The organism is Hugenholtzia roseola DSM 9546 (genome assembly GCF_000422585.1).
GTDB lineage: Bacteria > Bacteroidota > Bacteroidia > Cytophagales > Bernardetiaceae > Hugenholtzia > Hugenholtzia roseola.
Genome location: NZ_KE383879.1, coordinates 1 through 24,980, shown reverse-complemented (window position 1 = coordinate 24,980; position 24,980 = coordinate 1). Strand labels below are relative to the sequence as shown.

At 43.4% G+C, this 24,980-nt stretch carries 22 protein-coding genes; 11 read left to right on the top strand and 11 right to left on the bottom strand.

Going from position 1 to position 24,980, the window contains the following annotated elements; all coding sequences use genetic code 11:
* Positions 1-27: 27 nt before the first annotated feature.
* From G500_RS0110400 to G500_RS0110380, 4 genes are all read left to right on the top strand, one after another.
* Positions 28-444, top strand: a complete 417-nt coding sequence (locus G500_RS0110400; RefSeq protein WP_161626119.1) for an HYC_CC_PP family protein — start codon at positions 28-30, stop codon at positions 442-444.
* 122 nt (positions 445-566) lie between these two features.
* Positions 567-2,861 (top strand): TonB-dependent receptor, encoded by a 2,295-nt coding sequence (locus G500_RS23195; RefSeq protein WP_051203451.1) that lies wholly within the window; start codon positions 567-569, stop codon positions 2,859-2,861.
* Between the two features lie 370 nt (positions 2,862-3,231).
* Positions 3,232-3,633: a hypothetical protein gene (locus G500_RS0110385; protein ID WP_027002507.1), complete on the top strand. Its 402-nt coding sequence runs from the start codon at positions 3,232-3,234 to the stop codon at positions 3,631-3,633.
* Between the two features lie 116 nt (positions 3,634-3,749).
* Complete coding sequence (locus G500_RS0110380) at positions 3,750-4,304, top strand: hypothetical protein (RefSeq protein ID WP_027002506.1); 555 nt, start codon at positions 3,750-3,752, stop codon at positions 4,302-4,304.
* On the opposite strand, the gene G500_RS0110375 is transcribed toward G500_RS0110380, so the two are convergent.
* From G500_RS0110375 to G500_RS0110355, 4 genes are all read right to left on the bottom strand, one after another.
* The gene (locus tag G500_RS0110375; RefSeq protein ID WP_027002505.1) at positions 4,277-5,341 is read right to left on the bottom strand and encodes a metal-dependent hydrolase; all 1,065 of its coding nucleotides are present in this window, start codon (positions 5,339-5,341) and stop codon (positions 4,277-4,279) included. The two genes, G500_RS0110380 and G500_RS0110375, sit on opposite strands and share 28 nt — an antisense overlap.
* Before the next feature lie 255 nt (positions 5,342-5,596).
* Complete coding sequence (locus G500_RS0110370) at positions 5,597-7,318, bottom strand: ABC transporter substrate-binding protein (protein WP_154657117.1); 1,722 nt, start codon at positions 7,316-7,318, stop codon at positions 5,597-5,599.
* Between the two features lie 143 nt (positions 7,319-7,461).
* Positions 7,462-8,043, bottom strand: a complete 582-nt coding sequence (locus tag G500_RS0110365) for a hypothetical protein (protein WP_154657116.1) — start codon at positions 8,041-8,043, stop codon at positions 7,462-7,464.
* A gap of 149 nt (positions 8,044-8,192) precedes the next feature.
* Complete coding sequence (locus G500_RS0110355) at positions 8,193-9,170, bottom strand: L-threonylcarbamoyladenylate synthase (RefSeq protein ID WP_027002502.1); 978 nt, start codon at positions 9,168-9,170, stop codon at positions 8,193-8,195.
* A 210-nt stretch (positions 9,171-9,380) separates the two neighbouring features.
* Here G500_RS0110355 and G500_RS0110345 point away from each other — a divergent pair, with 210 nt between their 5' ends.
* Together G500_RS0110345 and G500_RS0110340 are read left to right on the top strand one after the other, a co-directional pair.
* The gene (locus tag G500_RS0110345) at positions 9,381-9,662 is read left to right on the top strand and encodes a hypothetical protein (RefSeq protein WP_027002501.1); all 282 of its coding nucleotides are present in this window, start codon (positions 9,381-9,383) and stop codon (positions 9,660-9,662) included.
* Between the two features lie 165 nt (positions 9,663-9,827).
* Positions 9,828-10,265 (top strand): SRPBCC family protein, encoded by a 438-nt coding sequence (locus tag G500_RS0110340; RefSeq protein WP_027002500.1) that lies wholly within the window; start codon positions 9,828-9,830, stop codon positions 10,263-10,265.
* Between the two features lie 33 nt (positions 10,266-10,298).
* Here G500_RS0110340 and G500_RS0110335 read toward each other — a convergent pair whose 3' ends face one another.
* Together G500_RS0110335 and ccsA are read right to left on the bottom strand one after the other, a co-directional pair.
* The gene (locus tag G500_RS0110335; RefSeq protein WP_027002499.1) at positions 10,299-11,639 is read right to left on the bottom strand and encodes an amidohydrolase; all 1,341 of its coding nucleotides are present in this window, start codon (positions 11,637-11,639) and stop codon (positions 10,299-10,301) included.
* Positions 11,640-11,724: 85 nt separating this feature from the next.
* Positions 11,725-14,295: a cytochrome c biogenesis protein CcsA gene (ccsA, locus tag G500_RS23190; RefSeq protein WP_086047880.1), complete on the bottom strand. Its 2,571-nt coding sequence runs from the start codon at positions 14,293-14,295 to the stop codon at positions 11,725-11,727.
* A gap of 235 nt (positions 14,296-14,530) precedes the next feature.
* On the opposite strand from ccsA, the gene G500_RS0110325 reads away from it, so the two are divergent.
* Both G500_RS0110325 and G500_RS23185 read left to right on the top strand, forming a co-directional pair.
* Positions 14,531-15,064, top strand: a complete 534-nt coding sequence (locus G500_RS0110325) for a hypothetical protein (protein ID WP_027002498.1) — start codon at positions 14,531-14,533, stop codon at positions 15,062-15,064.
* 2 nt (positions 15,065-15,066) lie between these two features.
* Positions 15,067-15,582 carry a hypothetical protein gene (locus tag G500_RS23185; RefSeq protein ID WP_051203449.1) on the top strand — a complete coding sequence of 172 codons (516 nt, stop codon included), beginning with the start codon at positions 15,067-15,069 and terminating at the stop codon, positions 15,580-15,582.
* A 165-nt stretch (positions 15,583-15,747) separates the two neighbouring features.
* Here the strand turns inward: G500_RS23185 and hslV are convergent, their stop codons facing one another.
* From hslV to trpA, 3 genes are all read right to left on the bottom strand, one after another.
* Positions 15,748-16,293, bottom strand: coding sequence for an ATP-dependent protease subunit HslV (gene hslV / locus G500_RS0110315; RefSeq protein ID WP_027002497.1), 546 nt, complete (start codon positions 16,291-16,293; stop codon positions 15,748-15,750).
* Between the two features lie 27 nt (positions 16,294-16,320).
* The gene (locus G500_RS0110310) at positions 16,321-16,872 is read right to left on the bottom strand and encodes a gliding motility lipoprotein GldH family protein (protein ID WP_086047879.1); all 552 of its coding nucleotides are present in this window, start codon (positions 16,870-16,872) and stop codon (positions 16,321-16,323) included.
* 361 nt (positions 16,873-17,233) lie between these two features.
* Positions 17,234-18,031 carry a tryptophan synthase subunit alpha gene (gene trpA, locus G500_RS0110295; RefSeq protein ID WP_027002494.1) on the bottom strand — a complete coding sequence of 266 codons (798 nt, stop codon included), beginning with the start codon at positions 18,029-18,031 and terminating at the stop codon, positions 17,234-17,236.
* Positions 18,032-18,205: 174 nt separating this feature from the next.
* Between trpA and G500_RS0110285 the strand changes: the two genes are divergently transcribed.
* Together G500_RS0110285 and G500_RS0110280 are read left to right on the top strand one after the other, a co-directional pair.
* On the top strand, positions 18,206-18,706 hold the full coding sequence (locus G500_RS0110285) for a Fur family transcriptional regulator (protein WP_027002492.1): 501 nt from the start codon (positions 18,206-18,208) through the stop codon (positions 18,704-18,706).
* 22 nt (positions 18,707-18,728) lie between these two features.
* Positions 18,729-19,100, top strand: a complete 372-nt coding sequence (locus G500_RS0110280; RefSeq protein WP_245574482.1) for an STAS domain-containing protein — start codon at positions 18,729-18,731, stop codon at positions 19,098-19,100.
* Between the two features lie 235 nt (positions 19,101-19,335).
* On the opposite strand, the gene G500_RS23180 is transcribed toward G500_RS0110280, so the two are convergent.
* Entirely contained in the window at positions 19,336-20,739 is a 1,404-nt protein-coding gene (locus G500_RS23180) for an HlyD family secretion protein (RefSeq protein ID WP_035757196.1), read from the bottom strand.
* Between the two features lie 130 nt (positions 20,740-20,869).
* Positions 20,870-23,077, bottom strand: coding sequence for a peptidase domain-containing ABC transporter (locus tag G500_RS23175; protein ID WP_051203447.1), 2,208 nt, complete (start codon positions 23,075-23,077; stop codon positions 20,870-20,872).
* 449 nt (positions 23,078-23,526) lie between these two features.
* Between G500_RS23175 and G500_RS0110255 the strand changes: the two genes are divergently transcribed.
* Positions 23,527-24,510 carry a pyruvate dehydrogenase complex E1 component subunit beta gene (locus G500_RS0110255; protein ID WP_027002489.1) on the top strand — a complete coding sequence of 328 codons (984 nt, stop codon included), beginning with the start codon at positions 23,527-23,529 and terminating at the stop codon, positions 24,508-24,510.
* Positions 24,511-24,980: the final 470 nt, after the last annotated feature.

Sequence of the window (24,980 nt, the reverse complement as noted above, 5' to 3'; positions counted from 1 at the left end):
TTTTTCCTCACCTTTTTCGCTTACCTTATGGCTTTTCAGATAGGTTTTGCCACTATTGGGCTGCCTATCTATGAGCATTTGTGTAAGATGAAGGAAAAAACGACCGTTACGATACTCAACGCCTACGAATGTTGTTGCGAGGTGCAGGCGCAAAAGTTTAAGGCGCGTTTTGGTTGTGATTTAGAACAAGGCACAACAGAAAACGATTGTTGCGATACCAAAACCCAACTTTTACAAGACCAAACAGACAAGCATTTTCCAAAAGATTTTAAGTTTAAATTTTTAGAAAATTTTGTTTCGGACTTCTTCTTTTTCGAGTTCGAGATAGTAGAAAAAATTAGCTTCGGGCAGGAAAAAATCGCACTCCTTTATGGGGCTGACTTGCCGCCGCCCAATCTGTACGGCAAAAAACTGCTCATTTTTATCCAACTTTTTAGACTATAAACTCCTCATTTTCTTGACTTGGGGCTATTCAAATATGCCCTTTCGCCTACTTTTTAGGTTTTGAATCAAAACCAAAAACATAGGCTTGTTTTTAATTTTTTTTACAAAAAACAGACAAGAAGATGACTTTCACACAACTTTCAAAAAAGGTAGCCTTTTTCGTGGCTGCTTTTATTGCTGCTCTCTTTTCAAATCCGATTGCAGCACAATCGCACCAAAATCAAGACAAAAATCATCATACCCAAAATCATCATACCCAAAATCATTTGGAAGGCAAAGTGTATGATGCCACTACCCAAGAGCCGCTTATAGGCGCGACCCTCTTATGGAAAACGGCTGCTACTACAAAAGGCACAGTTACAGACGCAAACGGCGTTTTTCATCTGGACAAAAGCCTCGAAACCGACACGCTTCTGGTCAGTTATGTAGGTTTCCAAACGGATACGCTTTTGATAGCGGCAGAGCAAAATTATATAGAAATTGCTTTGAAATCTGTGGTTTTAAATGAAGTAGAAGTAACGGCTAACTTAGGTTTGGATAGGGAAATCCAACAGGCAGAACTGCTGACAGTCAAAGACTTGCGAAAGGCGGCTTGTTGTAATTTGGCAGAAAGTTTCGAAACCAACGCCTCGGTAGATGCCGCTACCACAGATGCCGTCAGTGGCAATCGTCAGATTCGCCTTTTGGGGTTAGATGGGCGTTTTTCACAGCTCATGGTGGAAAGTTTGCCTATGATGCGTGGCTTGAATTTGCGTGCAGGGCTGCATTTCATACCCGGTACTTGGGTGCAATCCATCGACATCAACAAGGGCGCAGGTTCGGTAGCCAATGGCTATGAATCGATGACAGGGCAAATCAATGTAGAGCTGGTAAAGCCCGAAAATATGCTCCAAAATGGCGAAAAACTTTTCCTCAATGCCTACCTCAATCAATTTGGCAGAGCCGAACTCAACGCCCATACTGCCTATAAAATTTCGCCGCGCTGGTCGCAACTTTGGCTCTTGCATGGCAGCACGCAGGTACGCGAAATGGACGAAAACAACGATAATTTTATGGATTCGCCGCGCTATAAGCAAGCCAATGCCTTTACACGCTTCAAATATGAGGGCAAAAAAATGGAAGCCATGTTGGGCGGACGTTTTCTTTGGGAAGACAAAATCAGCGGACAAAATGGTTCTTCTTTCAACGACAAAAGTGCCGACAACACGCGCTACAATGTGGCGATGGAAAATAAAAAAGCCGATTTTTTTGCAAAAGTAGGATTTTTTATCAACTCAAAAACTACCTTCGGCAATCAGTTTTCGGCACAATATCATCAAAGTCAAAACGTATGGGGATTGCGTCAATTTGAGGGAACACAGACCCAACTCTACTACAATGGCATTTTGGAAACCGAACTTTCAGAAACACACAAATTGCGAGCAGGTTTGAGCCTCACTTACGACGATTTTGGGCAGCAATACCAAGACCGTCTTTCCGATTCGCTTAGGCTTTACGATTGGAGCAGAAAAGAAAAAGTGGCGGGTGCATTTTTCGAGCATACCTTGAAAGCGGCTAAATTTCAGGCAGTTTCGGGGCTAAGAATGGATTATCACAACCTTTGGGGGCTGATTCCGATAGCGCGTTTGCACCTCAAATACGAATTTTCGGAAAAAACAATCTTACGCGCTTCGGCAGGCAATGGTTTTCGCCTTGTCAATCCGACCATCGACTTCGGAAATTTCCTACCCAGCGGCAGGATTTTGCAGGTAGAAAGTTTAGAACCTGAAAGACTTTGGAACTTTGGCGTGAGTTTGGCGCAGCAGCTTTCGGTAGGCGGGCGCAAAGGGCGTGTCGTTGCCGATTTTTACCATACCCGTTTTCAAAATCAGGTAGTGGCAGATGTAGAAACGGCGGGCATTTTAGCGATTTACAACCTCCAAGACCAGTCGTGTGCCAATAGTTTCCAAATTCAGACCGAACTCGAACCCTTTAAGGGCTTCGAAATTTCTGCCGCCTATAAATTTTACGACGTGCAGGCGGCTTTTCGCAATCCGACACCCCAACAAAAAAGCCAAATGCGACAGATGCCGCTCACACCCAAGCACCGTTTTTTCATCAATACCGCCTACACAACGGCAAATGAAAAGTGGAACTTCGACCTCACAGGGCAGTGGGTAGGTAGCCAACGCCTAAGTGCAAGTCCGCTCGATACGCAGAGTCAAAGTCCTGCCTATATGCTTTGGAATGGGCAAATTACGCGCAGTTTCCCCAAATGGGATTTGTATGTAGGAGGCGAAAACCTGCTTAATTTCATACAACCCAATGCCATTTTAGATGCCCAAAATCCTTTTTCTAACCAATTTGATGCAGGTAGAATTTGGGGCAACGTCATGGGGCGCATGGTCTATGTAGGCATGCGAATTTCGGTGAAATAAGACCAAAAAAATGCCTTGTTGGTATGGTAAAAGCCTAATATGCACCTCAACTCAAACCCCACTGATGTTAAATGTAGGGACAAGGCATGCCTTGTCCTATGCCCCAAACCCTAAGGGTCTTCAAGACCCTTAGGGTTTAAGTCTAAATTTTATTTTGTTTCTAATTTAAAAACAAAAAACTTCTCGCCGAACTTAACATCATTGGGGCAGTGTGCAGATTTAGCAAAAATAAATCGTGAAAGGAGCATAAATTTTTCGCTCGCCGCTTGTAGGGAACGTTTTTTTTTGGTATTTTTAGAAAGTCCTTTTTCGGAAAGGTATGATGCCTTTCTTTCTAAAAATATCTTACTTTCAAAATCTTTTTATCCCTATGGCAGGAACTTGTTACGCTGAATATCAGGAATCGGAGGCAGGCAACTACATCAAAGTTGTCATGAAAGGCTTTCTTATCTTAGAAAAATACAAACCTTGTTGGTTAGAAGTTGTAGATTTGATACAAAAACATCAGTGCCATCATATTTTGGTGGATATGGGCGAAAGCAAAGTCATTGCAGAGGAAAACCGCGATTGGCTCTACAAAGAGTATTTTCCCAAAGCGTATGAAGCCTCTGCACACAAAGTTTTTCGGGTAGCGCGTATTGTAGCCGAAGATGTCTATAATCAGATGTCGCTCAAACAGCTCGATAACCTGCGCAAAACGGGTGAGTATGCCGAAGTGTCAGAAAATTTCAAGACTGAAAATGAGGCACTTAGCTGGCTTTTGGCAGAATAAAGGATTTTGTGCCTGCTTTTTTGTCGGCTTTCGGTTTTGGATTTGCTTTTGATACACACAAAAGGACGCTTTATCCGAAGATACAAGCTGCTCTCACTCTGTTTCTGTTTTTTACCATGCCTGCACCCTTTTTTTCGTTTCAAAATCAAACTCAAAAAAAGCCTACTTTTTCACAACTGCCTGCCTTTGAAAAGCAAGCACCCTTTCTTACGCCTTCTTTTCGTCCGAATTGGGTAAGAATACCTGAAAATGTAATCTTTAAAACACAAGAAAGACTTTTTGAGGTACAACTTTCCGACCAAAAACTAACTTTAATAGACAAAAGTCAGGAACTGCCTCAAAAGCGTGCCTTTGCCCTTAGCGAATTGCAAACGCTACAATGGCAGTTTAAACGGCTGCTCCTGCCGCTCATTTTGGGAAGTGTGCTGGCTTCACTCTCTTTCATTGCCCTACTTAAAGGCTTGATAATGAACCATTTAGGCGTAATCCTGACCCTGATTTTCGGCATCTGGGCATATTACGGTTGGCAGGGGCGTTATTTTTTAGAGGTATGGAAAAAAGGCGGTGAGCGTGTTTCGCTTGCTTTTCCTTATCTAAATAAAAGTAAAAAAGCGATTGAAGAAGTACAAAAAAGATTGTTTCATCAACTTTTATTTCCTAATAAGCGGTGAAACAAACTCTTAAACAATGCCCAAGCATCTTGGTAGCGGTTGGGTTTTTGGCTAAAAGAAATCTTTGGACTTTCGCCTTCTTTTTCTTCAATATCAAGGTGATAAACAAAAACAAATTCGCCTTTTCCGCCCTGCCAATCGCCCACTTGTCCAAATCGTAAGTCATTCATTTTCAAGCGTTTTATCTTTGGGTCTTCGCTTTCTGTTGTTTCTATGCTGTAATAACCTTGTGTAATTTCTTTTAAAATCTGCACTTTTTCATTTTCACGATAGGGTTCGAGCAGTTTCCAATTTTTTGGAAAATAATTGAATTTTATATTTTTATCCGCATCAAAAAAAGAATAATAGCCACTGTAATAGCCTTCTTCCGTTTCGGCTACTACATTCCAAAGCACGATATTGAGGGCAGTAACCTTGCTATCATAGCGCGAATAAGGAATATTTTGATTTTGAAGGGCTTGCTCAAAGGTCTGATTTGCTAAAAACTTTAAAACAAAACCCAAAATAAGGTAGCAAGTGCTGATGCCTAAGCCATAGAGGTTTCTGCGCCTGCGTTTGGGATTGTAACGCCCATTTTTTCGGTAGCGTGTAAAGGCGACGACGATAACAAAGTAGAGAAAGGGCAAGGTATAGAGCGGGTCTATGACAAAAACTGTTTTAGTAGCAAAACCATAATTGTAGAATGGATATAAAAGTTGCGTTCCCCAAGTGGTGCAAGTATCCAGAAGGGCATGGGTTACGAAGCCCCAAAAAAAGAGATTGAACCATTCCCAAAAAGTAGTATGGCTATATCGTTTTATTTTATGTATAAAAAAAGCAAATAAAGGCGAAACAATAATAGCAAAAAGCAAAGAATGAGTAAGACTTCTATGCCATTGCAACTGTTCTACCACATCTTGAAAGGGGTTGGCTAATACGTCTAAATCGGGAATTGTGCCTGCCACTGCCCCCCAAAAGAGTGCCTGATTGCCAATTTTTCGCCCCAAAGCAGCCTCACCTACGGCTGCACCCAAAACAATTTGTGTTAGAGAATCCATATCTATTTGCGAAAATAAATGTGTGGTCTTTTAAAGTGATAAAAGTTTTTAGAATAGGATATTTTGCTAAACAAGCCAAGAAAAGCCGCCTTCTGTTTGCTTTTATGGGCAAGGCAGAGGTAGTTTTTTCTTGTGGGGCTTTATCATTTTCAAAGATATAGAAAAGTGCGCAAAAAAAGCGAAACGGCGGTACAGAAGCTAAAAAAATACCGAAAAAGCAATAAAATTTCCTACCTTTAAGCCCATTGACCTATTTTATTCAGTTATTTTCAAATCTGCTTCTGCCAAATTCCAGATGCCTAAAAGGTTGCTTTTCAAATCTATGATATAATCTTTATTGTAGAAAATATAATTTTTAGGATAAAAAAGTATAACCGCAGGCGCGTGATGAAGCCAGATTTTTTGCAGTTCCCAATAGTAGGTTTTGCGCTTTTGTTCGGATTCTATTTCCCAAATTTTATCTAAATCTTGGTAAAAAGTAGTGGGTAGATAGGGGCAATCTTTGGGAAATTGCATCAAAAGCCCTATCTCTTCGGCTATGGGACTGTAAAAAGTTTGATAGGTAAGGTTTGCCCTATTTTTTGCCTCATTTATGCCCAAATTTTCGCCTTTTTGGGTTCTCGCAGCCTTGATGCCTACTTGCGCCCAATCTTGTATGAGGCTGTCTAAGATTGCATTTTTCCAACTTTCATTTGTACTTGAAAGGTACAGAGTAGGAAGGGCAGCCCAAAAAGCCGCTCGATATAGTGAATCATTTTTAAAACTATTGATATGTATTTCGCGCTCTTGTGCTGCAAACAAATCTTGGTAGCTTTGTAGGGCAAAAGTTCGCGCTTTGAGCGTATCTTGTAGGTAGCCTTGTAGGGAATTTTGCTGATATTGCGGTAGAATTTGCGGTATAAATCCTTGATTTTCAATGTTTTGCGGATTATTTTTTCGTTTGTTTCTATCTACACTCAAATTGAGGGCGAAGCGAAAAATGTTGCGTCTTAGCAAGGTATCGAGGTCGGCTTGTTGTACTTTTTCAAATTGAAGTACCGAAACTGCCAAAAGCGGAAAACTTTGTAGTTCTAAATTTATGATTTTTTTTTGTACGCTTTTTGCAAAATTACTATCCAAACGCGCATATAAGTCAGGGGGCAGCAAAAGTGCTGCAATTTTTTCTTTTTCAAAGAGCCAAGCCAAATAAGCGGTATCTTGATGGTAATGCAATTCCCATTGATGCACGTAAGGAAAAGGCTTTTGATGGTCATTTTTTCCAAAAAAATCCTCGTGTTTTTTTAAAACGATACTATTTTTTCTAACTTCTTCTAAAAGATACGCGCCTGTTCCGATGGCAAGATTTTGTTTGATGATTTTATTTTTTTCAAAACTTATGCCTGCTTTTTGTAGGATTTTGGCAGAAAGGATACTACTTTCAGGAGTGGCTAAAAAATGGGGAAGAAGTCCTGTTTTTTTTGCAAGTCGGATTTGGAAATGAAAAGGGTCTTCAAAAACAAAGGCTTGCTGCCAATTTTGGCTTTCGCTTTCTAAAAAAGAGCGAAAGAGCGCACCCGAAGGCGTATTTGCCCACCTTTTGAGGCTGAAAATGACATCGTGAGCGGTGAGCTGTCTTGCCTGTTGGTTTTCAAAATCCTGATGGGGGTGAAAAAAAACGTCTTGGCGAAGCTCGAAGGCGTAGGTTTTGCCACTGTCTAAGACGGTGTAAGATTTTAGCAAATTTTCGTATAAAATACCCTCCTCGCCTAAGCGAAACAAAGGACTGTATAGTTGGGCAACTACCTGCCTTTGGCTAAGTGTTAGCGGTGCAGAGGGGTCAAAATGTGGCGGCAGGGCTTCAAAAAAGGCGATATTTCCTTCTTTATAGGGCGTAGCGGGGCTTTCTGAAATTGCTTCTTTTCGAGATTGAGAACAAGATAGCACAAAAAAAACAAACAAAGAAGAAAGCAACACGAGAAAAGGCGATATTTTTTTCATGTAAGAAAATAGTCTTTTGGGTATTTCTTTTTTTCTCAAATCAGGGGCGAAACAACGCGCCAACAAAAGTAAGGAAAAGAAGCCCAAAAAAAATCCTATCCAAAAAAATGAATAGGATAGGATTTGAAAAAGCAAAAATAAATTTAGGGTTTCATTAGCTTAGGATACTTGTATATCAGGTAGCGCGTGGCGGCTGCCATGTAGCGTATCTCCTCGTCTTTGTAATTGGGGTCGGGGCTGGTTTTGGCGTTTAGCTCTGCCTCACTAAGCCCATGGTCGTTGTTTTCAAATTCTTTCATCTTGCCCATTGCCTCGCGGCTCACGACGGTATTGCCTTTGAAGGTTACGGCTAAATAGGATTGTGGCTCTAATTTCCAACTGTAATCGTTATTGATGGAATAAAAAAGTTTTACAGTATATCCTTCTCCCGAACTGCGTTTGTCTGAAACAATGACGGTAGTAGAATAAACTAAGTTTGCAGCCCCTCCTTTTTCTCTATGAATCTTGACTTGATAGCGATTGGCTTTGCCTTCGCGAAACATCTCCCATTTGTACTTGACTCCTTTTCGTACCAAAGTGCCACGCGGATTGTTGTCCTGTACGTGTGCGAGGACTTCGAGTAGCAATTCTGTTTCGTCGGGGGTATGCGCCCAAGTGGGCATCTGTGTTGCCCAAGTGGTGAGGGCGAAGGCGGAAAGGGCAAATAGTTTTACTTTTTTCATCATAATAGAAGTTTTGTAGGAATAAAAAGAGATAAAGTAGGTTTGAATGACATCTCCGAAAAAGGAAAAAATGGCAATTCGGTATCGCTAATATCGTTCCAAAAAGGGGCGGTTTGGGTCAAAAGTATGTTTTTTGTAAAAACAAGAAGTTATTAGCTTTTTTCAAGAAAAGAAGCGCGTCTTAGGCGGTCGTTGATGGCTTTTCCCAAGCCAATTTCGGGTAGCCATTCGGCGATGATGACATCGATATCCAAGCTATCGAGTTGGTGCAAGAAGTCGAAGAAATTTTGGGCTGCTTCGCTTAGGTTTCCACTTTTAGAAAGTACCAAACGCGCCTTTGTAGGACTTTGAGCGGCAGTTAGGGCAGGGAGTTTCTGAAAAGCCAAGACCCCCACTTTTTTACCTGCCTGCGCTTCGAGAAGGCTGCTTAGGTCTTCGCCTACCACAATGGGCTTTCGGGGTGCGTAATGGCTTTGCAACATACCGGGTGCGGCAGGGCGCGAGGTAGAATGGGGGCGTAGGGCTACGCGCTGCCCCAAAAGGCTTTCGATGTCTTCTATCGGAATCCCCCCTTTTCGGAAGACGGTTACAAGCCCATTTTCTATGCCTACGATTGTAGATTCGATGCCGATTTGCGATTTGCCGCCGTCTAAGATATAGCCTACTTCATTGCCTAATTGTTGGGCTACGTGCAGCGGTGTGGTCGGACTTAGGTAGCCAAAAGGGTTTGCGCTGGGAGCGGCTAAGGGAAAATTGAGGCGGCTCAATAGTTCAAGGGTGAGGGGGTGGTTGGGAATCCGCATCGCGACGGTTTCTAAGCCACTGGTTACCAAAGCAGGCACGATTCCTTTTTTGGGCAGCAAAAGGGTAAGCGCACCCGCCCAAAAGTGTTCGGCTAAGAGTAGCAGCGGCTTGGGAATTTCTACTACCCAATTTTCTACCTTCGCAAGGCTATCGGTGTGTAGGATAAGCGGGTCGAAGGTGGGGCGTTTTTTGATGCGAAAAATTTCGGCTACTGCATTGACATTCAAGCCATTAGCGGCTAAACCATAAACGGTTTCGGTAGGAATGGCTACCGTTTTGCCTGCCAAAAGGCAGGTCTTGGCGAAATCTAAATCTGTTCCTATCATAAGAAAAGGGGCAAAAAGAGTAGGGCTGCGTTGAAAGTGGCTTTAAAAAGCGGCAAAATTAAAACATCTTTCCCACATGCTTTGTTTCTGGATATGAAAATCAAGCAAACTGTTCCAAAAAAATAAGCCTCTAAGTTTGCCTGCGCTACCAAAAGTAGGCGGCATTTTTGGTAATAGCCTCTGAATAAAATCCGAAAAAAAAACTACAAAATGGAAAATTTTAGCCCCGACACGCCAAAAGAAACCCGTATCGCTGCCTTTTGCAGCCGTTATGAAATCGAGGACGCGCAAAAAGTTGCAGATTTATATGAAATAGATGAATTAGTAGCCTTCCTACCTACCTATCCTACCGATTCGGAAAAGCAGGCACTACAACAACTCTTGGGCGTTGCTTGGATAGATAGTTTCTATGGTTATATGGATTGGCACAAATCTACCAACACCTTTGAACTCATTATGCAGTGGCGCGAAAAAACAGGCAACTACGACTAATTTTTAGTTTTATATTTTTATCTAAAAATGGATTGACTATCCTATCTTACTAAATATTTTTGGCAAAGCATAAACGCTGCATTTTTGGAGTTGAACATCACTACCCAAATAGGGGCATGGTCTGATAACAAACCTCTTTTTAAATTTAAAATTCAATCAAAAAATATGAAACTTCGCCTCGCAACACGTGTAAATGCACCCTTATCCAAAGTATGGGAAGGCTTTGATGCCACACTCTTTGAAGCCCTCAATCCGCCTTTCCCCAAGGTGCGTTTGTTGCGTTTTGAAGGTTCTCAAAAAGGCGATTGGGTGGAAATAGAACTCAATTTTATCTTATTTAAAACGGTTTGGCTTTCTGAAATTACCGAACAAGAGAGCCTTGGCGAGGAGATTTATTTTGTAGATGAGGGGCGAAAGTTGCCCTTTCCGTTGCGTCGCTGGAAACACAAACATGGTTTGGTAGCAGAGCAAAAAGGCGGCACTTGGATTGTAGATGAAATAGAGTACCATAGTTTTTCTACCCTACTCGATGCCTTTTTGTACCTGCCCTTTTATCTGCAATTTGCGTATCGCAAGCCCATTTATAGGCGTTTTTTTAAGTAGGAAAAATTACTTTTGCTTTTTTTTACTTCAATGCTAATTACCCTTTTCAGAAAATAAGTCTAAGGCAGATTGAACCATGACCTTTACGCCTGTTTGAATGGAAGGAAGGGCAACGGGCGCAAAAAAGGGCGAATGTAACGAGGGCAACGGTGTGCCTTGTGCCTTGCTTGCTTCTATTTTTTCGGGTGCTACTGTGCCAAGCCAAAAGAGGCAAATTGGCACTTTTTCCGCCGTCCGTCCGAAGCGGCTAAAATCTTCGCCGCCCATTACAGGGCTTACTTCTACTACGCTCTCTTTCCCCAAGATGCGCGTCGCGGAAGCGGCTACTTTGGTGGTGAGGGCGGGGTCGTTGAGGGTAGCAGGGGTAGGATTGCCGTCGATTTCAATTTTGGGCATTTTTTCTACGCCTGCTGCCTGCGCAAAACCGTCTGCTATGCGTTTGAGTGCGGCTAAGGTATGCTGACGAACTTCGTCGGAATAAGACCGTAGGGTGAGTTGTAGTTCTACTTGGTCGGAAATGATGTTGTGTTTCGTGCCGCCATGAAATGCCCCTACCGTTACAACGGCAGCTTCTGTGGGCGAGGTTTCTCTGCTCACAATCGTTTGGAAAGCCAAGACCATCTGACTGGCAAGGACAATGGGGTCTTTGGTCGTATGTGGATACGCGCCATGTCCGCCTTCTCCAAAAACGGTAATATTGACCATATCGACGTTGGCTAAGGCAGCCTTAGGACAATAACCAATCGTGCCATGCGGCAAATTGGCGTTGGCATGCAGGGCAAGGGCATAGTCGGGCGTGCCAAATTTTTGATACAAGCCTGCTTCCAGCATTGCCTTTGCACCGCTGCCCACTTCTTCGGCAGGTTGTGCTATCAGAATAAGCGTGCCTTGCCATTCTTTCTTCAAATCTACCATCATTTGGGCTGTTCCCACTAAGACGCTCATGTGGAGGTCGTGTCCGCAGGCGTGCATGGCTGCCACTTCGTTTCCTTTTTTATCGATTCGTTTTTGGGTGCTACGATAGGGCAGGTCAGTTTTTTCTTCTACGGGCAAACCGTCTGTATCGGCGCGAATGAGGAGGGTCTTGCCTTTGCCATTTTTCAGCACCGCCACTACGCCATAATCGCCAAAGCGTTCTGTAACTTCATAGCCCAACTGCCGAAGCTCTTGCGCCAATTTTTGCGAAGTTTCCTGCTCTTGTTCGGAAAGTTCAGGGTTTTGGTGCAAATGTTTGTAGAGTTCAAACCAAGCAGCAGCATATTTTTCTGTGCCACTTGTTATGCGCTGTTGTACCGTTGTGGTGGTTTTTTGCGCCCAAAGCGAGCAGAAAAGCATTGCCCAAAGGCTTAAAAGCAGAAAAGTGGTTTTCATCATGATAGGATTTGGGTAAAAATACAAACCGAACAAAGCCCATGCTAACTTTGGCAGTGCAGACTTTGTTCGGTGCTTTCAATTTCCTTTACTTGCTAATATCCGATAGGATAGGTCGGTCGGTCTTAGGATTTGGGTCTTTGTTGGGTGGCGTGTTGGGGGTGCGATTTGAAAATCTACGCCAAAAAGCCATGCCAAAACCAAAAGTCATCAGCAGGCTGCCCACCCAAAAGAGACTGATATAGGGCTTTTCTATTGCCTTTAAAATAACCCAATCTTTTTGAGTAGTCCTGACTTTGAAGGAAAAAATACCCGTTTGTGGCTCTATCTTTAAAAGGGTAAGTTCGGCGGCGGCAGTTTCGTTGAGTTCGGGCAAACCGCGTGCGAATGTCCCCTTTATTTGGTAGGCGGGTTCGATAAGGTAGGTATTTTCCCTATCCATAACCTCCACTTGTGCATAGAAAATGAGGTCTTCGTCGGCTAAGGGCTTTCCCTGTACCACTCCTTTGAAAACGGCAATAAAGTCGTTTAAAACAAAGGTATCGCCTACGGCTAAATGCAGGGTATCCAAGCCTGTCCATTTGCGCTCTTGGTCGGGGTCGGGAATGGTCGTGATGTGTGTATAAAGGTCTTTATCCCAACCCTGCACAATGTCGGGGCTAACGACAAAGCCATTGCCCATTTCCTCGTTGCGCTGCACACGTGGGTAAAGGGAAAAGGTCTTTCCTTCGGGATTTTTATACTCGATTTCGTAGTACGTATTTTCAAAATAGACCTGCAAAGTGTCGTGTTTTTTCACTTTTAATTGTCCGTTTTGTAAAATATCGTGTTTGGCAACCATGCGATACGGATTTGCCGTAGGACTTAGTTTTTCTATATCCAATAAGAAAGGGACATCTTCCGATTCTACGCGCTGCCCTTTAAAGGTGAGCAGGTAGTTGTCCATTTTTTGGGGCTGATTGCGAAAAAGCAGAAGGTTCTCACGGTTTGTATCTTCGCTAAATTCTTTGCTGTATAAAAATCCTGTGGTATTGAGCGATACAATTTTTTCGAAAGCAGAAGAAAAAAGCACGCCCAGCAGCATCAGACCTACACCTACGTGAGCAAGTGCGCCTCCCCAAAGGGTAAAGTCTTTTTTGGCAACCAAACGGATAATCGTCGTTAGGTTTGAAGCAAGGGTAAAGATAGAAACCGTAAGCAGGATAATGTATTCGGGCTTCTTCACTTCCAAAAGCGTGATAAGTAGAGCCGAAAGTATCAAAGTAAGGGCAAGCGGCAGGGTCAGCACTTCCGAAATTTTGCGTTTCCCTTGTTTCCACCAATAAAACTGCCCAATAGCAGCTCCCAACGCCATCAGAACGCCAAACCAAAGTTGCCATTGGGTATAAAAAAGCGTAGGCTCGGCAGGAGGCGCAAGGTTTGATTCTGCCCCAAAGAGGTTAAAGATGGTATTGAAAACAGGCACAGAGGTAGGCAATAGCACCTGCAAGGCGGAAAGTGAAAGCACTAAGGCAGCAATAAAGAGCCAAAATTCGCCCGTATTGTACTTTAAATCTTTTTCCTTCGCTTGTGGGAATTTAGACCAATTCAAGACCAATAAGACAACCCCTAAACCGCTAAAAAAGAGTAAGTAGAGCAGCAACTGACCCGAAAGACCCAAATCGGTGAAAGAATGTACGGAGGTATCGCCCAAAACGCCACTGCGCGTTAGGAAAGTGGAGTAGAGTATCAGAATAAAGGTTATCACCACCATAACGGCGGCAGAGCGTGCCATAGCAGGGCGGCGGCTTTCCGATACCATCAGGTGCAAACTCGCCACTAAGGTAAGCCAAGGAATATAGACGGCATTTTCTACGGGGTCCCAGTTCCAATAGCCGCCAAAATTTAGCGTTTCATACGCCCAATACGCACCCATCAGGATACCAACTCCCAAGACGGCTGCCGCCATGAGTGTCCAACTAAGGGCAGGTTTTATCCATTCGCGCGTCTTGCCTTGCACCAAAGCCGCGATACAGAAGGCGAAAGGAACAAGCGTTAGGGCAAAGCCTAAAAAAAGCGTCGGTGGGTGAATGACCATCCAATAGTTTTGCAGGAGCGGATTTAGCCCTGTGCCATCTTCGGGGATAAAGTTGGGGTTTGCCGCAAAGATAGGGGCATCGGGCATGGCATCTTTGAGCAAAATAAAGGGCGAACTGCCAATTTTAATTTCTACAAAAGGAATGATAATCCCCAAAATCATAGAAGCTAAAAAGGCTTGAACGGCGGCAAAGGTCGCCATAACGGGGGCTTCCCATTTTCCTGCCCTTCGCATCAAGACCCAACCTACTAAGACATGCCAAAAAATCCAGAGCAAGAAACTGCCTTCCTGCCCTTCCCAAAAGCAGGAAATCATGTATTCTATCGGCAAATTATTGGAAGCATGACTCCACGCATAGTGGTACTCGTAGTAGTGGTTGTAGATAATCAGAAACAAGACCAAGATAACGCCCAAAACGGAAATTCCATGGAGATTGTAAATCAGACGGGCAAAGCCACACCAAAGCGATTTTTCCGCTTCGCTGGCTTTTTCCATCAACCAATACGCAACGGCAGCCGTAATTGCCGTTACAAAAGAGATAATTACGAGCAGATGCCCAATTTCGCCTATCCAAGAACGCATGTGTGGTAAGGGTTATGATATGAAGACAAAGTTACGTCAGAAAGCTCGTTTGCCCAAATATGAAAACTACTTTGTGCGTTTTTTTTGTTTTCTTAATGCGCAGCAGAATCTCATTTGAGGTTAAAAAAAGGCTTGTTTCCCTTTTCGGGGAATTTTTTGTAATTTTGTGTTTGTTGTCAAGAAAGAATTTTTCCCCCTTCTGTTGTGAAGCCTACCTTCCAAAACCTATCGCCTCATGACCAATTCTAACCACATTTTCATCAATGGCGCACTAAGGCATGTAGAGATTTTAATTGCTTTTTCAGAAAAAATTAAAATCTTTAAAGAGTCCTATTTAAAAAATATGAGAGGACTATTGTCCTTATTCTTTGCCACTGTTGCCTTTTTTGCTTTCTGCCTGCTTCTTTGGCTTGTTGCCCTCCCTGCACGTCTGTATTTGATGCAGGTATTCTCACTCCTTAAAAAACGTCTGCTTCTTGACAAAGACCCTGCCCTCTACAAAATGATGCGTGAAAAATATTACATTAGCCACTTCGACAACTTTAAAGGAGGAGTAAATCAAAAAAAACATTATTTCCTCTACGCGCTCATTTTTCCACTTCGTTTTATATTTCGTCCTGCCGAAAACTTTTTAAAATTCACTAAAAAACAAATCGACGATTTAGACAAGCAAGCCTCATCAAAAAACAGTGAAACTGAACTCTTTGTCCCTATTTCCGAGAAAGAGTTATGGGAAACCCGTATTTCTGTCTATCACTACAAAGTTTAAGCATGTTCGACAAGCCATATTCTTATCAATATAAAGGTTACACAAAAGAATCTTTTTTTAAGATTCACCGTTATACTTTTAAATGCAGATTCAGGCAGACCTACATTATACGGGTAGAGGAGTATGAATATCAAGTATTTGTACTTAAATTCTATTTAAAAAATCATGCAAAATCAGATAAAAAGTATAACTTATTAACAGGCTGGAATGACGTAGGGCGCGTAGTAGCTACAAATGTAGAAGTGATGTTGGATATTTACCGTAAAAATGAATTGGCAACTTTTGGCTTTATTGGTGCAAATACAGTTACAGAGAATCAGCAAGAAGCAAGAGAGGCTACCAAGCGTTTTAGGGTCTATCGAATTGTGATGCGAAGTTTTTTTTCGCCTATTCGCTTTGCTCATTTTGAATATGTCAAAGAAAGTGCTTATTTATTACTTAATAAGGCACATTTAGCTGAAAGGGATTCTTTGAAAGCGGATATTGAAGTTTTGTTTAAAAAGTATTATTTTATATAAAAAATAAATGAATTTTTCTAACTCTCTCTTTCCAAACCCATATAAGCAAAAACACCTCCTTCGATAAGATAGGGCTTGAAGGCGATACCTTACAGAAAGCGGTGCTTTTGATAAAATTGCCTCAAAAGTGATACTTTCAAACGGCTTTTGGGGCTTTGTGCGTACTTATTCCAATACTTCCAAAGTTAGGTTGTGGTTGGTGTAGATGCAAATGTCGGCGGCGATATGGAGGCTTTCGCGTACCATGTCTTCGGCAGAAAGTTGCTGGGCATGGCGTTTGAGTGCTAAGGCAGCCGATTGCGCATACATGCTGCCCGAACCGATAGCGGCTACGTCCTCGTCGGGTTCTAAGACATCGCCTGACCCTGAAATGATGAGAATGGTGTCCTTGTCGGCGGCTATCATCATAGCTTCTAAGCGGCGCAAAAGGCGGTCGGTGCGCCAATCTTTGGCTAACTCGATGGCGGCGCGTTTCATATTGCCGCCGTAGCTATTGATTTTTTCCTCAAATTTTTCGATAAGAGAAAAGGCATCTGCCGTAGAGCCTGCAAAGCCTACTGCCACTTTGCCCTCTGCCAAGCGGCGCACTTTCTTAACCTTTGTCTTGGCTACCGTATTGCCCATAGTCGCTTGTCCGTCGGCAGCAATCGCAACTTTTCCCTGATGGCGAACCGCCAATACTGTCGTTGCGTGAATAGTTTGATGACTCATAAGTGTTTTGATACGTTCTGGTACTTTTTAAGGTTTCTTTTTTTCTACAACGATTCCAATTTCGGAGATAGGAGCTAAAAACTCGGCTTCCGTAACGGTCTGAATCGTGATTTTGTGCTTGCCCTTGCTTAGGTTCGCGTTTTCCCAAAAGGCTTGGCGTGTATCGAAAGTGTCGCCCATGCCTTCGCCTACCAATTTGCCTTCGGTAGAGCGAAAACGGAAGTCGAAGTCTATATTTTTGTCGCCTTCTGCACCCTGATAAGTGGCGCGAATAGGCACGGTTTCGTATGAAATGCCTGCCCCATGTCGGATTTCTAAAAAGATAGTACCCCCTTGTAGGTCTTGTTCTAAATCTATTTCATACACTTTGGCATCTTTGGGAAACCACTTGACATTAAATTCGCCCAAAAATTCATGCTTTTTATAGACAACGTGTTCTTCACAGCTGCTCAAAGCAAGCAAGAGCGGGAAGGCTAAAAAAAGCAAAGACAGACGCAGCCCCGAAAGTGGCATAGCGATAAAAGTACGTTTTTTTAGCTTTTTGAAAGGTATAGCAAATGGTATCACAAATGGCATCATAGAAAATAAGGAATAAGTGAAAAAGATATAAAGATTTTATACGGAAAAAGACGGCTTTGGTTTTTTTGCGGCGTTGTTGCAACGATAAAAGTCTTAAATGCACCCCACCCCAAACCCCGCCCCCATAGGGCGGGGCTTTGATAGGGTATCATTTTTTTTGCATTTATGCAAAAAAAATGATTTGGCTTTCGAACCCTCCCCTATGGGGGGAGGGCAGGGTGGGGGTTCAGGAGGCTTGTGCAAAGCACAAAACCCCGTTTTTTGACCTTTTGACCGTTGTAACAACGCCTTTTTTGCTAAAAAAAGCAAAGGCTTCAAATCATTCCGATTCTCGGCTTTGTGTCTTGAAGACTTTTCACTTTTAGCTTAAAACAGGTTTCGCTTTCAGATTTTTGACAAAATCTTGCACTGTTTGGTTTAAATCTTGCCCTTCTTGCTCTGCCTGCTCTAATTTTTTGATAAACGCCGAACCTACAATCGCACCATTGGCATATTGGCAGGCGGTTTGGAAACTTTGTGCCTCTGCAATGCCAAACCCAATAAGGGTAGGCAGGGGCAAATTCCAACCTTTTACCCGCTCGAAATAGGCTTTTTGCGCTTCCGAAAGCCCACTGCTTTTGCCCGTAATGCTATTATCGGCTACGACATAGAGAAAAGCGTGGCTATTTTCTACCATCAAATCTACGCGCTCGCGTGCCGTCTGTGGTGTGATAAGAAAGGCAAGCGAAACGCCTTGCGCCTCGAAAAGAGCGCGATACTCGTCTTGATAGACCTCCAAAGGCAGGTCGGGTAAAATAACCGTATCGATGCCCGCTTGGTTACAGTCGGCTAAAAAGCGGCTTACGTTATATGCTAAAACGGTATTGAAATAGCCCATCAAGACCAAAGGCACGCGCACTTGGGGGCGCAAAGCCTTCAATTCTGCAAAAAGAGCCTGCATCTCGAAGCCGTTGGCTAAGGCTTTTTGGCTGCTCTGCTGGATAACAACGCCGTCGGCTAAGGGGTCGGAAAAAGGCAGCCCTACTTCGATAAGGTCTGCCCCTGCCGCTTGTAATGCCAAAATGAGGGAGGTAGTATCGCCTTTTTTAGGGAAATCGGCGGTAAAATAAATCGCCAATGCCTCTCTGTGAAGTGCTAAATAAGTTCCTGTTGCGTTCATATTGAAAAAACTTCAAAAAGGGAGGTCTGTTTTTTGGGTTTGAAAGGGCAGGCAGAAAGAGAAATACGCGCTTTTCGCCAAAAGTCCCAAACAAAGATACGCAAAGTTTTCTTTTTTAGCCTAAAAACCTTATCTTTGTTCTTATTCGTTTCTACGCTCACAACCCTTTGCTCTATGCCCCTGCAAAAAGACATTTTTGAGGAAGTAAAGAAAATCTTTACCGCCTACCTCGAAAGCAAGGCTTTGCGAAAAACACCCGAACGCTATGCGATTTTAGAGGAAATCTATTCGCGCGATGGGCATTTTGATGTAGAGTCGCTTTATATCAGCATGAAAAACAAAAACTATCGCGTCAGCCGCGCTACGGTCTATAATACCTTAGACCTGCTCGTGGATTGCGATTTGGTTACACGCCATCAGTTTGGACGCAACATGGCACAATACGAAAAGTGCTATGGCTATCGCCAACACGACCACCTCATCTGCATGGACTGCCACAAGGTGTTGGAATTTTGCGACCCCCGTATTCACGGTATCCAAACCATGGTAGGCAATTTGCTACAATTCAAAGTGGTGCATCATTCGCTGATTTTATACGGAAATTGCGACAATGAAAATTGTGAAGGGAAAAAACTCAAAAACAAAAACGAAAACCCCGCGCCTTCCGTAAAATAGGCAGTACCTTTTTTTATAGTCTATGACTTATTTGTTTAATCCTATTGTCAATATGAATTTTACACACGAAACCAAAGATGGAATTTTGCGTGTCGTCTTAGAAGGCGACCTCTTGGGCGCAAACCGCGAGCAAGAACTCTTAGAGGTAGTCAAGGAAAGTCTGGACAAAAAAGTCAGTGCTTGTTTGGTCGATATCTCGAAGGTAGGCTATATGAACAGTACAGGGCTTAGTTTTCTGATTCGCCTGCTAACGCGCTTTCGCAATGTGGGCGGCGATTTGGTCTTGGTCAAGCCTTCCGAACAGGCGCGTAAGTTGCTGGTTATCACCAAGTTGAATAACATTTTTTCAGTAGCCCAAGATGAAGAAGATGCCATACAACTTCTGAAAGCATAGCCCTTGAAAGTATAGCTTAAAGGGCTTTCTTCCTATTTAAAAATCCCTCACTTGTCTTGAAAGGTAGGTGAGGGATTTTGTTTTCAAATTGAAAGCGAAATAAAGTTTGGTTCAATCTCTATTTTGGGGCTGAACAGACAATTTTATTTTAACTTGACTTCGAATAGAGCAGGCATTGTAAAAACGCCACAAATAAACCCTAAACTTCTGAATGAAATTTAGGGTCTTACTTTTTTTATCGCTTCTTGCTTGCGTTTTCTTTCAATTCTTCCAAGACCTTTTCCTCGTCCTTTTCACTTTCCGACTTATCATAGTCGCTACCCTCGATGGGCAGAGGAGGAAAGGCGTTGAGCTGTCGCCAGAGTTCGTACCAAACAGGAACTTCGTTGAGCATTGCCCAGCCATAGACATTGCTACCTACACGAAGGGCGGCAGGCCAAGATTCGTCCTGCACATCGGGGACAACCAAAATGCGGTAGGTATTTTTGGTATTGATGTAGTCAATGACGGCAATTTCACCTCCAAAAGTACCAATCGAGACGTTTTCCCAACCCGAAAAGACAAGGGCAGGCCAGCCCTCGAATTGGAGGCGCACCTTTGTACCCTTTATCAAAAGTGGCACGTCGTTGGGCGAAACATATAGCTCTACGGCTAATTCGGGCTTATCGGGCATAATCGTAACTAAGGCTTCGCCTTCTTTGACGATTTCGCCAATACCCGTTTTGAGCGACTTGACGACGTAGCCGTTTTGGGGCGCACGAATGATATAGTTGCCCTGCCGCACCTCGACGTTGGTAAGTTCGTTTTCTTGCTTAATTAATTTCTGCACGTTTTCATTCAAATATGCCAAAGACGAACTCTTTTCAGATTGTGCCTTCGCAATATAGCTCGAATAAGTGGCGCGTTTGTTTTGCACGTCTAAAATGGTGTTGCGGTACTCATTGCGCGAAGTTTCGAGCTTATTTTGGGCAGAATTAAGTTTGGCTTCGGTTTCGCGAGCTTTGAGTTCTTTGTTTTCCAATTCGGTGCGCGAGGTAAGCCCTTTGGCAAAAAGTTCCTTTTCGCGTTGGTATTGCAGTTGTGCGTTTTTGTGGAGCGTTTCTGCTGCAATTAGGTCGGCACTGTCTATGCTAATTTTGTATAAAAGTTGTTTTACCTTGTTTTCAGCCTGCGAAATTTCGAGCTGCATGGTTTCATTGTAGAAAAATATTTGGTCGTCTAAGGCTTTGACTTTGTTTTGTAGTGCGTCGATGGCATTGCGCTGTGCCTCGATTTGCGAACCCATGCGCTCTTTAATTTTTGGGTCGAAATAATAGTCTTTAATTTCAGAGATGACTGCCAAGATGTCGTCTTTTTTTACATACTGCCCTTCCTGTACGTGCCATTCTTCTATCCTGCCGCCTACTACGGGATAGACTTTTTGTGGGCGGTCTTCGGGGCGAAAAGCCGTTAGTCTGCCATAGCCGTTGATGTTTTGCTGCCAAGGTAGGAAAAGGGCGGCGAAGCAGAGAAGCAGGATTGCGCCAATCCAATACGCCAAGATTCGTGCGAATCGTGGCGTATGTAATAGCTCGAAGACGTATAACTCGTCTTTTAGTTTTTCGCCAATCGGCAGTTTTGATTTTGAAATATTAAGCATATAAATTGTAAGCAAACGGAGATGAAGGTTGCAAGAAAAGGAGAAGTTTGTGGTGGTAAGAACTTGTCTTACACAAATTTGAGAAGACAAGTTTTTTTGCAGAACATAACACCACTAAAAGAGAATTGTCTTAGGAGATTTTGATGACAGTAGGCAGCACCGCCATAAATTCGGGATTTTGGATAAGCTCGCCAAGCGTACCTACGGCTGATACGCGCCCTTCTTGTAGGAAGTAGATTTTGTCGGCGCGTTCCAAATAAATGGGGTCGTGGCTAACGGCGATAATAGACTGCTTTCTGTTTTGTTTGTCCATGATTCTATCCAAGACGCGCTTTTTAAATTTGCCTTCTAAATTGAAGAAGAAATCGTCAAAGACAAAAAGTCTGGGCTTGCCGATGATGCTACGCGCCAAAATCACTTTTTTGCGGAAGGTAGAAGAAAAGCCTTTCCCCGAAGGTAGGATTTGCGTCTGCAAACCTTGTGGCATCTCTTGTATGACTTCTAAAAGTTCGGTAATTTCCAAAGCGCGAATGAGGTCGTCGTTTTCATAATTCTGCCTGCCTACGGTGAGGTTTTCCAAAAGCGTGCCTTCGAAAAGGTCTTCATGCGAAAGGCAATCGCCGATAAGGTCTTGCAAGTTGGCAGAGTTGAGGTCGCGTAGGTTGAAATCATTAAAGGCGATAGTGCCGCCATAGTTTTCCATCAGACCCATCAAAACCTTGATAAGCGTTGTTTTGCCTGCATCATTGCCACCCACAATGGCGATATATTCGCCCGCCTGCACTTCCAAATCTACGCCTTTGAGCACCAATTTGCCCGTATCAGGGTAGGTATAGGTCAGATTTTTAACTTTGATGTGCAGCTTGCTCTTGTCCTTCAAATCCAGCGGCTTGTGTTTGTCCAAAGGTAGGTCGGTGATGTTGCCTACTTTTTCCACAGCCGTCAGCATATCATAGATAAGATTGAGGTTTGTTATCAATTTTTCAATCGCTGCAATGACCGAAATAATCACAATTTCGGAGGCTACAAACTGCCCCAATGTAATGCGCCTATCAATTACTAAGGCACTGCCCAAAATGAGTACGCCGCCTGTAATAAGGGTTTTGAAGACAACAAAAGCCGTAAATTGTGAAACCAAGACGCTAAAATGCGATTTGCGCTTGTATAGATAGCCCGAAAGATAGCTATTCATCTTGCTAATCGGAATGGTGCTATTGCCAATGAGTTTGAACATGGTCAGATTGCGCCCTAATTCTTCCAACCAATGCACCACTTTGTATTTGTACTTCGACTCTTCTAAGGAAGTTTTCAAGCCCTTTTCTCCCGTAAAGGCGAAAATAGCGACTAAAATCATCAGCAGCAAGATGCCAAAGAAGACAAAGAAGGGGTGATAAAAAGCCAACAGCAAGATGCCAAATAAAATTTGCAGCACCGCCGTAATAAGTTCGGTGAACATCTTGGCAAAGCCTTTTTGCAGGGTCAGGATGTCGAAAAAGCGGTTTGCTAATTCAGGTGCGTAATTTTTTAGAAGCGACTCCAAACGAATACGCGGCAGGCGATACGTAAATTCGAAGGCGGCACGTGCAAAAAGCCGCTGCTCCAAAGTTTCCACTACCGTCATTTGCATTACCTGTAAAATGCCGCTCAATAGCGTTCCCATAATCACTACCCCGACCAAAATGACGACAGAGTTGATTATCAGACCACCCGAAATCAGACCAATGATAGCCTGCACCCCCAAAGGCAGCGAAAGGCTAAGAAGCCCCACTACAATCGCATAGACGTAGATATAAAAAATGTCGCGCTTTTCCGTACCCAAAAGATGCCACAAACGGCGCATGGGCGTATAAGGCTTATCGCTTTCATAGCTCGCAATGGGGTCTATCATCATGGGCAGCAGCACAAAAATAGACTTGAACTCTTTGCGTTCAGGGCTACGAAAGACATCTTTGCGGTCTAAAAAACGCTCGGCTAAAATCTCCAAATCTTCTACCTGCTCCTCTATCCATTCGTCGTATTGTAGGCGCAAAACGTGGATACTGCGCTTTTCGCGCCAAATAAGAAGCGGCTGCACTTGGCTATGATGCGGCTCGAAGACCAAAATTGGAAGGGGGCTGACTTTTAGCACCTCCTCCAACTCGGAAAACTCTAATTCTTTGTCCAAAAAGTGAAGATTTACATCGCGCCCCATCTCTTGCAAGCGTCCTACCCATTGGCTCATGTCTTGCAAAGAATGGTGGTCGTCTTCGGGCAGCGCATTGATGCGGTATTGCGCCTGCTCTGGATTCCAACGCTTGATGATTTGATAGACTATTTCGCGTGCAACGCCATATCTCATAGTGTTTTCCCCAATTTAATCGTGTTTGGCTTGGTGGGTCTGTTGGAAAGCCCTGTGGCAATTTTCAAAACAAGACCCTTACTTTTACCTTTGTTAGTAATACTATTGACTAACCACAAAGTTACGAATAAGTTTTGGCATCTGAAACCCTTGCCTTTTGTTTTTCGATAAAAGTCAAATCTTATTAGACACAAGTATTTGATTTTGAGCAACTTATCCTGTGTCAGGGCGTTTCGAAGTGGTTTCTTTTTTATCATTTTTAACAAAGCAGTGGCTCTCCTTTTGGGTTGTGAAATGTGTCAGGGCGTTTTTTTAGAAAGCCCACAAAAATAAATTTGGCGCAGGGCTGCACTTTTCAGCGAAAATTCCCTATTTTTACCCTCGATACGGTTTTGATACAACACAAAAACACAACTCATCAAGTTCTACCAATTTAAATAGTATCCTTTATGCGAGTAATACAATTCCGCGAAGCCTTGCGCGAGGCGATGAGCGAAGAAATGCGTCGCGACGAGCGTGTCTTCCTGATGGGCGAGGAGGTTGCCGAATACAATGGGGCTTACAAAGTCAGTCAGGGCATGTTAGACGAATTTGGGGCGAAGCGCGTCATCGACACGCCCATTGCAGAATTGGGCTTTGCAGGCATTGGCGTGGGAGCGGCAATGAATGGCTTGCGTCCGATAATCGAGTTTATGACCTTCAATTTTTCACTCGTAGCAATAGACCAAGTTATCAATTCGGCGGCGAAGATGTATTCCATGTCGGGCGGACAGTATCCTGTGCCCATTGTTTTTCGCGGTCCCACAGGAAATGCGGGGCAGCTGGCGGCGCAGCACTCTCAAAATTTCGAAAACTGGTACGCCAACTGTGCAGGGCTAAAAGTAGTCGTCCCCTCGAATCCTTATGATGCCAAAGGGCTTTTGAAATCTGCTATTCGCGACAACGACCCTGTTATCTTCATGGAGTCGGAATTGATGTATGGCGATAAAGGTGAAGTGCCTGAAAATGAATATCTTATCCCCATTGGCGTAGCCGACATCAAACGCGAAGGCACAGATGTTACGCTTGTTTCTTTTGGCAAGATTATGAAAATTGCCTTAGAAGCCGCCGAGCTATTGGAAAAAGAGGGCATTTCGGTAGAAGTAATAGATTTGCGTAGTGTGCGCCCCATCGATTACGCAACAGTTATCAATTCGGTTAAGAAAACAAATCGCTTAGTCATTGTAGAAGAGGCTTGGCCTTTGGCTTCTATCGCTACCGACATTACCTACAACGTTCAAAGACACGCCTTTGATTATTTAGACGCGCCCATTCGCCGCATCAACTCTATGGACGTGCCTTTGGCTTACGCCCCTACCCTTATCGAGGCAGTTCTGCCCAACGTCAAACGCACCGTAGAGGCGATAAAGTCGGTTTTGTATGTTGCCAAATAGCGTTTTTTTGCTCTAAAATGGGAATAAAAAAGAGTCAATGCCATTCCGCTACTTTGGGAAAAGCATTGGCTTTTTTCGGCGTTGTTACAACGGTCAAAAGGTCAAAAAACGGGGTTTTGTGCTTTGCACAAGCCTCCTGAACCCCCACCCTGCCCTCCCCCCATAAGGGAGGGTTCGAAAGCCAAATCATTTTTTTTGCATAAATGCAAAAAAAATGATACCCTATCAAAGCCCCGCCCTATGGGGCAGTGATGTTAAGTTCTGTAAAAAAAGCTATCTTTGCATTTTCTACTGCGAAACAAAATTTGGTTTATGGACTTTTCTCTCTTTATCAGCCAAATGCAAGACCCTCGTCGTCGGGTCGGGCAACGCTATCCGTTTGATGCGATGATGTGGATGATATTTCTAAGCATTGCTTGTGGTTATGAAAGTAGCCGTAAAATGGCATCTTTTTGTAAAGCTCAAGAAGA